This is a genomic window from Marivita sp., from assembly GCF_020055675.1.
In the GTDB taxonomy this organism is placed as follows: Bacteria; Pseudomonadota; Alphaproteobacteria; order Rhodobacterales; family Rhodobacteraceae; genus Marivita.
Genome location: NZ_JAIPUS010000055.1, coordinates 1 through 7048, shown reverse-complemented (window position 1 = coordinate 7048; position 7048 = coordinate 1). Strand labels below are relative to the sequence as shown.

The window sequence follows — 7048 nt, the reverse complement described above, 5'->3', positions numbered from 1 at the left end:
ATCAAGGTCATCACAACCTCCGAGATAAAAATTTCTGTCCTGATCGACCGGAAATACATGGAACTTGCGGTTCAGGCGCTGCATGATGCATTTGAACTGGAAAAGGCCGACTGACAAAGTGACCAAGGCCGTTGTATCAGTCGGTCATGAGGGGCAGAGCTATGGTTGAGCGGGCGGAAAGCGAAAGCCGCAAGCTGCTTGGGCGGCTGCGTGACACGATGGCCAACGAGGCCGCCGGACAAGAGCGGCTGGATCAGATCACCCATCTGACGGCCGATTCCATGGGCACCGAAGTGTGTTCTATCTACCTGTTCCGTGACGAGGAAACACTCGAACTCTGCGCGACGCAGGGCCTGAATCCCGACTCCGTACACCAGACCCGGATGAAGCTGGGCGAAGGGCTTGTTGGACGCGTCGCCCGCTCTGGCAAGACCATCAACGCCGCCGACGCACCCTCGGCACGCGGGTTTCGATACATGCCCGAAACCGGTGAAGAGATTTATCCCAGTTTCCTTGGTGTCCCGATCCAGCGGCTTGGCGAAAAGCTGGGCGTGCTGGTGGTTCAATCCAAGGATGCTCGCGAATTCAGCGCCGACGAAATATACGCGCTCGAAGTGGTGGCGATGGTGCTGGCCGAAATGACCGAACTGGGCGCTTTTGTCGGCGAAGGGGCTGCCTTGCGCGCCCGCCACACCCAGCCGGTCCTGGTGCGCGGTGTCACGGCACAGGAAGGCACCGCCGAAGGCCATGTCTGGCTGCACGAACCGCGCGTGGTGGTGACCAACCTTGTCGCCGATGATCCCGAAACCGAACGCACCCGGTTGACGACAGCAGTGGAAAACCTGCGGATCAGCGTCGATCAACTGCTCGCAGTCGCGTCGGGCGACACCGAACAGGTGCAGGTGCTCGAAGCCTATCGCATGTTCGCCAATTCCAAGGGCTGGTTGCGCCGGATGGAGGAAAACATCGACCGGGGTCTGAGCGCCGAAGCCGCCGTCGAGAAAGAACAATCCGACGTGCGCGCCCGGATGCTGCAAGCCACCGACGCCTATCTGCGCGAACGCCTGCAGGATCTCGACGACCTGTCGAACCGGCTCTTGCGCATCATCACCGGCCAGGGCCAACAGACCGGTGCCGATTTGCCTGAAAACCCCATTCTGGTGGCGCGCAATATCGGTCCTGGCGAATTGCTCGAATACGGCCGTCAATTGCGCGGCATCGTGCTCGAGGAAGGATCGGTCGGCAGCCATGCCGCCATCGTCGCCCGCGCGCTCGCCATCCCGTTGGTGATCAACGCCAAACGGATGCAGAACGAGGCACTGAACGGCGATCACATCATGGTCGATGGCGACCAGGGCATCGTCCACCTGCGCCCCGATGACATCGTTGTCGGCGCGTTCCGCGACAAGATGGCCATGCAGGCGCAGGCACAGGAACGCTATGCCTCTATCCGCGAGAAACCGGCGGTCACGCTGTGCGGCAAGACCATCCGGCTCGAGATGAACGCCGGCCTGATGGCCGACCTGCCCTCCCTCGAAAACTCGGGCGCCGAAGGGGTCGGCCTGTTTCGCACAGAACTGCAATTTCTCGTCCGCAGCCAGATGCCCAAGCGCAACGAGCTCGCCGCGCTCTATGCCCGCGTGCTGGACGCAGCAAAGAACAAGCGCGTGGTGTTCCGCACGCTCGACATCGGGTCGGACAAGGTTCTGCCCTACATGCAGGCCGAGGACGAACCCAACCCGGCTCTGGGCTGGCGCGCGATCCGCGTCGGGCTCGACAAGCCGGGCGTGATGCGGATGCAACTCCAGGCGCTTCTGCGCGCCGCGAACGGCCGGCCGTTGTCGATCATGTTCCCGTTCATCGCGCAATACGAAGAATACAGCGCCGCGCGCGCCGAGGTCGACAAGGCACTCGCCCGGGAAAAGAAGCTCGGACATCGGCCCCCAGAAACGCTCGAAATCGGAGCGATGCTGGAAACCCCGTCGCTCGCCTTCGCAAGCAAGAAATTCTACGAAGAAGTGGAATTCCTGTCGATCGGCGGCAATGACCTCAAGCAGTTCTTCTTTGCAGCCGACCGCGAGAACGAGCGTGTCCGCCGCCGCTATGACACGCTGAACGTCAGCTTCCTGACCTTCATCGAAGACATCCTGCAACGCTGCAGGACCAGCAATACCAACGTGTCGTTCTGCGGCGAAGATGCCGGCCGCCCCGTCGAGGCCCTGTGCCTGGCAGCCATCGGCCTGACATCGCTGTCCATGCGGCCGGCCTCTATCGGTCCGGTGAAGCACCTGCTGCGGCGTTGCAATCTTGATGATGTGCGCAAGGTGATCCACGACGCCCGCGACGCCGGAGAGCAATCGGTGCGCCCTGCCGTGATGGAGTATCTGCGCGGGTTGACGTGACCGCACGTGCGCGCCGTGGTGCGTGCCAGCACACAGCCTGCGAACAAATCCGGCAGCTTTCCGGATGCGGGGCCCTCGCACGGCAAACCGCAACAGCACGCTCCAGCCATTCTGGCTGTTCAAGGCCGGGTTTTCCGGCCTGCGTGCTGTTGACGTGTTTGCGGGCGAACGGGTGCGTTCTGGTCCGGTGCCGGATCATGATTGGATCATAACGCCCGTCCGCCCATACCCGGATTTCATCCGGGAACATGTCCAACTTGTACCATTAACGTTAAGATCTGGTGAACAGGATGCGCGATTTACGCGGTCTTCAGACGCTTTTCACCGCCCGGCGCAATTCTTCGACCAGCAATGCCTCCGACGTGCCACTGTTGATCGCCAGCCGCCGCAGCCCGAAATGCACATGCGCCATTTCCTGGTAATAGCTGGTATAGGCATAGTTCGTCGCCGCTCCCGCGGCTGCGCCCAGAATCGGTATCGTCTGTGCGGCGAGCTTCTGACCCAGAACCGTCGCCAGTTTCGGCGCCACCGATTTCATGATCCCGTGCACCGCCGTTCCCGTCAGCGTCACGCGCGTGGTCAGGAACGCCATGTTGGCCCCGTCGTCATCGGCAAGTGGACCGGCGCTGGCGAAAACGGTCAGGCAATCTGCCAGAACATCCGGGTCGTTCGGATCGAACCCGTGTTCGGCCGCGATCCCCTGGATGGCTCTGAGCAGGACGGTCGTCGTCACCGGCAACTCTGCCAACGCCGTGGGCAAGCCGCCTGCACCGCCCATCGCACCCATGGCCGTCGCTGCAGCGCTGTTGAGCCAGCCCTTCTGGTCCGGCACCACGCCGCGCGACTGTCTCGCAGCCTGCAGGGCCACCCGCAACGCGCGCTCGGTGGCGTCATCCAGGCCACGCCTTACCTGGTGCGGCAACCGCTCCATCAACGTCTCTGCCTGGCCTCCGATCAGGTTGAGCACCTGCAAGCCGACACCGCCGGCAGCCCTGTGGCGTCTGGCAAGGTCGGCAATAGAGGTCTGGGTCCCGCTGGAGACAAGATTGGTTCCGGTCATACCGTACAACTGGGGGCGTTTTGTGTCGGGTTCAAGCGCCGCGCTCCACCAGGCCGCGTAAATCCTGCCAGGCCCCCGGCTCCAGCTCCAGGCCCAGCACCCGCTGAGGGTTGGTCGGCGAAGGCATTTCCACGCCATCCAGCCGTACGAATCCGAAGCGCTGGTAATAAGGCGCATCGCCCACCAGGAGAACCCGCGCCCAGCCGTCACGTCTGGCCTGGTCCAGGCTGTCCCGCATGAGCGCGCCGCCCAGCCCCTCGCCCTGTGCCGTGGGATGCACCGCGATGGGGCCAAGAAGCAAAACCCTTTCACCACAGACACGGACCGGCCAGTACCGGACCGCGCCGCCCAGGATTCCCCGTTCATCCCGCGCCACCCGCGACAGCGCGGTTACAGGCGGCACATCATCCCGCAACCGGTAAGACGACAGCGCCTCGCGCCCCGGCGCGAAACACAGGTCGTAAAGGGCCTCGACCTCCCACCAATCTTCCTTGGTTTCAGGGCTCAGGGTGAACATGGCACCGCTCTTCGTTGACGCGTGCACACCCCGTGCAATTCGCTGCGAAACCGCCTATCACGCAAGCTGACAATCGGCAAACACGGAGCTTTCCCCGCATGTTCTACCGCCCCGAAGACGGCCACGGCCTGCCCCACAACCCGTTCAACGCCATCGTCACCCCCCGCCCCATCGGCTGGATCTCGACCCGTGGCGCCGAGGGGCAGGACAATCTCGCCCCCTATTCCTTCTTCAACGCGGTCGCCTATGTGCCGCCGCAGGTGATGTTCGCCTCCACCTCGGCCAAGCCCGACCGCGAAGGCACCAAGGACAGCGTCGCCAATATCCGCGACACCGGCCTGTTTTGCGTCAATATCGTGGGCGAGGCACAGCGCGACGCCATGAACCAAAGCTCCGGCGCATGGCCGCGCGGGGTGGATGAATTCACCGATGCCGGAATCGACCGGGCCGAGTGCGAAACAATCGCCTGTTCACGCGTGGCCTCGGCCCCCGCCGCCCTTGAATGCCGCCTGACCCAGATTGTTGCGCTTCCGGGCGACGCGAACTTCGCGGTTTTTGGCGAGGTCACGGGCGTCCACATGCGCGACGACTGCCTGACGGATGGGTTCTTTGACCCCGGCACATACCGCCCGCTGGCGCGCATGGGTTATCAGGATTACACCGTGGTCCGCGATACCTTCACCATGAAACGCCCTGAATAATCACGGCTCGCGGAACGCTTCCTGGCTTTTGTACAGCGGCTTGAGAAGGTATTGCAGCACGGTCTTTTCGCCGGTGTGCAACTCCACCTGCGCTTGCATTCCGGGGCGGATCTCGATGCGCTCCTGCCGGGGCGTCAGGTTGGCGGTATCCACCCGAAGCGTCACCTTGTAATGCGGGTTGCCATCGGGGTCGCGGGCCTTTTCATCCTCGAAGGTATCGGCGGAAATCAAATCCACCACGCCCTTGAGTGACCCGAAAATCGTGTAATCATAGGCCGTCAGCTTGATCGTCGCCTCTTGGCCCTTGCGGATATTGGCGATGTTTTCCGGGGCAACCTTGGCCTCGACGAACAACTCCTCATCAAGCGGAATGATCTCCAGAATTTGCTCACCGGGGCGTACCACCCCGCCAATCGTGGTGACATTGAGGTTATTGACGATCCCGCGCATCGGGCTTTCCAGCACGGTGCGGTTCAACTGGTCCTGACTGGATTTCAGGTTCTGCTTGAGCGTACCCAGTTCCTTCAAGGTCTCCGAATATTCCTTGGCACGATCCAACTCGGTCTGCGTGACGATCTCGTCATAGCGGGTCTTGGCATCGGCATAGGCACCACGCGCGCGCGTCACCTCGATCAGGGCGACGATCTTTTTCTCAAGCAGGTTCTCCAACAAGCGCATTTCCTCGCCCGCCTGTTCCATGACCTGTTTCGCGCCCTCGCTGCGCTTGACGAAATCCTCCTGCCGCGCCTTCAGAAGCGCCTTTTCCGAGGCCACCATCTCGGGGCTGCGCAGGGCCATGTCGGCGGGCACCGTGAAATCATACTGCCCGGCCAGTTCCGCCTCCAGCCGCAAGCGGCGAATCTCAAAGGCGGTGATCTGATCGCGCAAATCCTCGACCGAGGATTTGAACTGCGTGCCATGCAGTCGGGCCAGAACATCACCGCGCTGCACGATATCGCCTTCCTGCACCATCAGTTCCGAAAGGATACCGCCCTCAAGGTTCTGGATGATCTGCGGGCGCGAGGACGAGATGAACGAGCCTTCCGCGCGCACGATCTCATCCACCCACGCAAAAGCCGCCCACAGAATGAACAGCCACACCGTGATGGCACAAAGCCAAATGGTCAGGCTCGGGCCGCGTAGCCGCTCGTTCAACTGCGCGGCAAGGTTGGTGCTGCTTGCGCTCATATCAGGCCCCTTCCTTGCCGCCCTGCGCCAGATGCGCAAGCACCTGATCGCGCGGCCCATCGACGGCCAGACGCCCGTTTTGCAAGATCATCGTCCGATCCGTCAGTTGCAGGATCGGCACCCGATGCGTGGCAATCACCGCCGTGCGCCCCTCAAGCCAACTTTCCAAGCGGCTGACCAAGGTCTTCTCAAGCGTCTGGTCAAGCGCGGCGGTGGGTTCATCCAACAGGCACACCTTGGGGTCTTGCAGCCACAGCCGCGCCCAACCGATGGATTGCCGCTGCCCTTGGCTCAACCCCTGCCCGCCATCACGAATCTCAAGGTCCAGACCCTTGGGGTGGCTTTTCACGAATTGCCCCAGCCCTGCAAAGTCCAAAGCCGCCAACAGCCGATCATCGTTGCGCTCAAGCAACGTCAGGTTCAGGTTCTCACGCAAGCTGCCCGTGAACAGGCGCACGTCTTGGCCCAGATACCCGATCAAGCGCCGCAAATCGCGCGGCTCGATCTGATGCATATCGGCCCCATCCAGCATCACCCGGCCCTTCATCGGCGCATAAAGCCCCGACAGCAGCTTGAGGAAAGTGGATTTGCCCGATCCATTGGCCCCCAGAACGGCCAGTTTCTGCCCCGGTTGCAACGACAACGCGGGAATGTCCAACACCGGTGCCGCGCCCTCGTCATAGCCAAACTGCACCTCGCGCAACTCGAACCCGCCGTCGATGCTCTCGCGTCGTAAATAGGTCCTGTCAGGTGCGCTGTCCTGTTCGGCCTCGGCGATGGTGTCCAAGCCATTCAGCGCCGATTTGACATTGCTCCACCGCGCCATGGTGCCCGAAAGCTGCGTCAGCGGGGCCAAGGTGCGGCTTGTCAGGATGCTGACCGCGATGATCGACCCCACGGTAAATTCGCCCGCGAACACCAGATAGGTGCCGGTGATGATCGCTGTGATATACGTGGCCTGCTGCACCCCTTGGCTCCAGAACGTCAACGTCGAGGCCAGCTTGCGCTGATCGCTGGATTTCACCGCCTGAAGCGTGGTCAACTCCGTCCACAACCGCCGAAACCGATCCTCGGCGCGTTGGGTCTTGAGGGTATCAAGTTCAAAAATCGCCTCGTGCAACAGACGCGAGGATTTGGCGCTGGCCCCCTGCATTTCTTGGGTCAAACGGATCATCTTCTT

At 62.2% G+C, this 7048-nt stretch carries 6 protein-coding genes; 2 read left to right on the top strand and 4 right to left on the bottom strand.

Annotated features, from left to right (window positions below; translation table 11 throughout):
- The first annotated feature begins 161 nt into the window (after positions 1–161).
- Positions 162–2402, top strand: a complete 2241-nt coding sequence (gene ptsP, locus LCF59_RS17155; RefSeq protein WP_292288842.1) for a phosphoenolpyruvate--protein phosphotransferase — start codon at positions 162–164, stop codon at positions 2400–2402.
- 310 nt (positions 2403–2712) lie between these two features.
- Here ptsP and LCF59_RS17150 read toward each other — a convergent pair whose 3' ends face one another.
- Positions 2713–3462 (bottom strand): EcsC family protein, encoded by a 750-nt coding sequence (locus LCF59_RS17150; RefSeq protein WP_292288841.1) that lies wholly within the window; start codon positions 3460–3462, stop codon positions 2713–2715.
- 31 nt (positions 3463–3493) lie between these two features.
- Positions 3494–3979, bottom strand: a complete 486-nt coding sequence (locus LCF59_RS17145; RefSeq protein ID WP_292288840.1) for a GNAT family N-acetyltransferase — start codon at positions 3977–3979, stop codon at positions 3494–3496.
- 98 nt (positions 3980–4077) lie between these two features.
- Here LCF59_RS17145 and LCF59_RS17140 point away from each other — a divergent pair, with 98 nt between their 5' ends.
- Positions 4078–4680, top strand: coding sequence for a flavin reductase family protein (locus LCF59_RS17140; protein WP_292288839.1), 603 nt, complete (start codon positions 4078–4080; stop codon positions 4678–4680).
- Here the strand turns inward: LCF59_RS17140 and LCF59_RS17135 are convergent, their stop codons facing one another.
- Together LCF59_RS17135 and LCF59_RS17130 are read right to left on the bottom strand one after the other, a co-directional pair.
- Positions 4681–5868 (bottom strand): HlyD family efflux transporter periplasmic adaptor subunit, encoded by a 1188-nt coding sequence (locus LCF59_RS17135; protein ID WP_292288838.1) that lies wholly within the window; start codon positions 5866–5868, stop codon positions 4681–4683. It lies immediately after the preceding gene.
- A 1-nt stretch (position 5869) separates the two neighbouring features.
- A partial coding sequence (locus tag LCF59_RS17130) for an ATP-binding cassette domain-containing protein (RefSeq protein WP_292288837.1) occupies positions 5870–7048 on the bottom strand: 1179 nt, incomplete at its 5' end.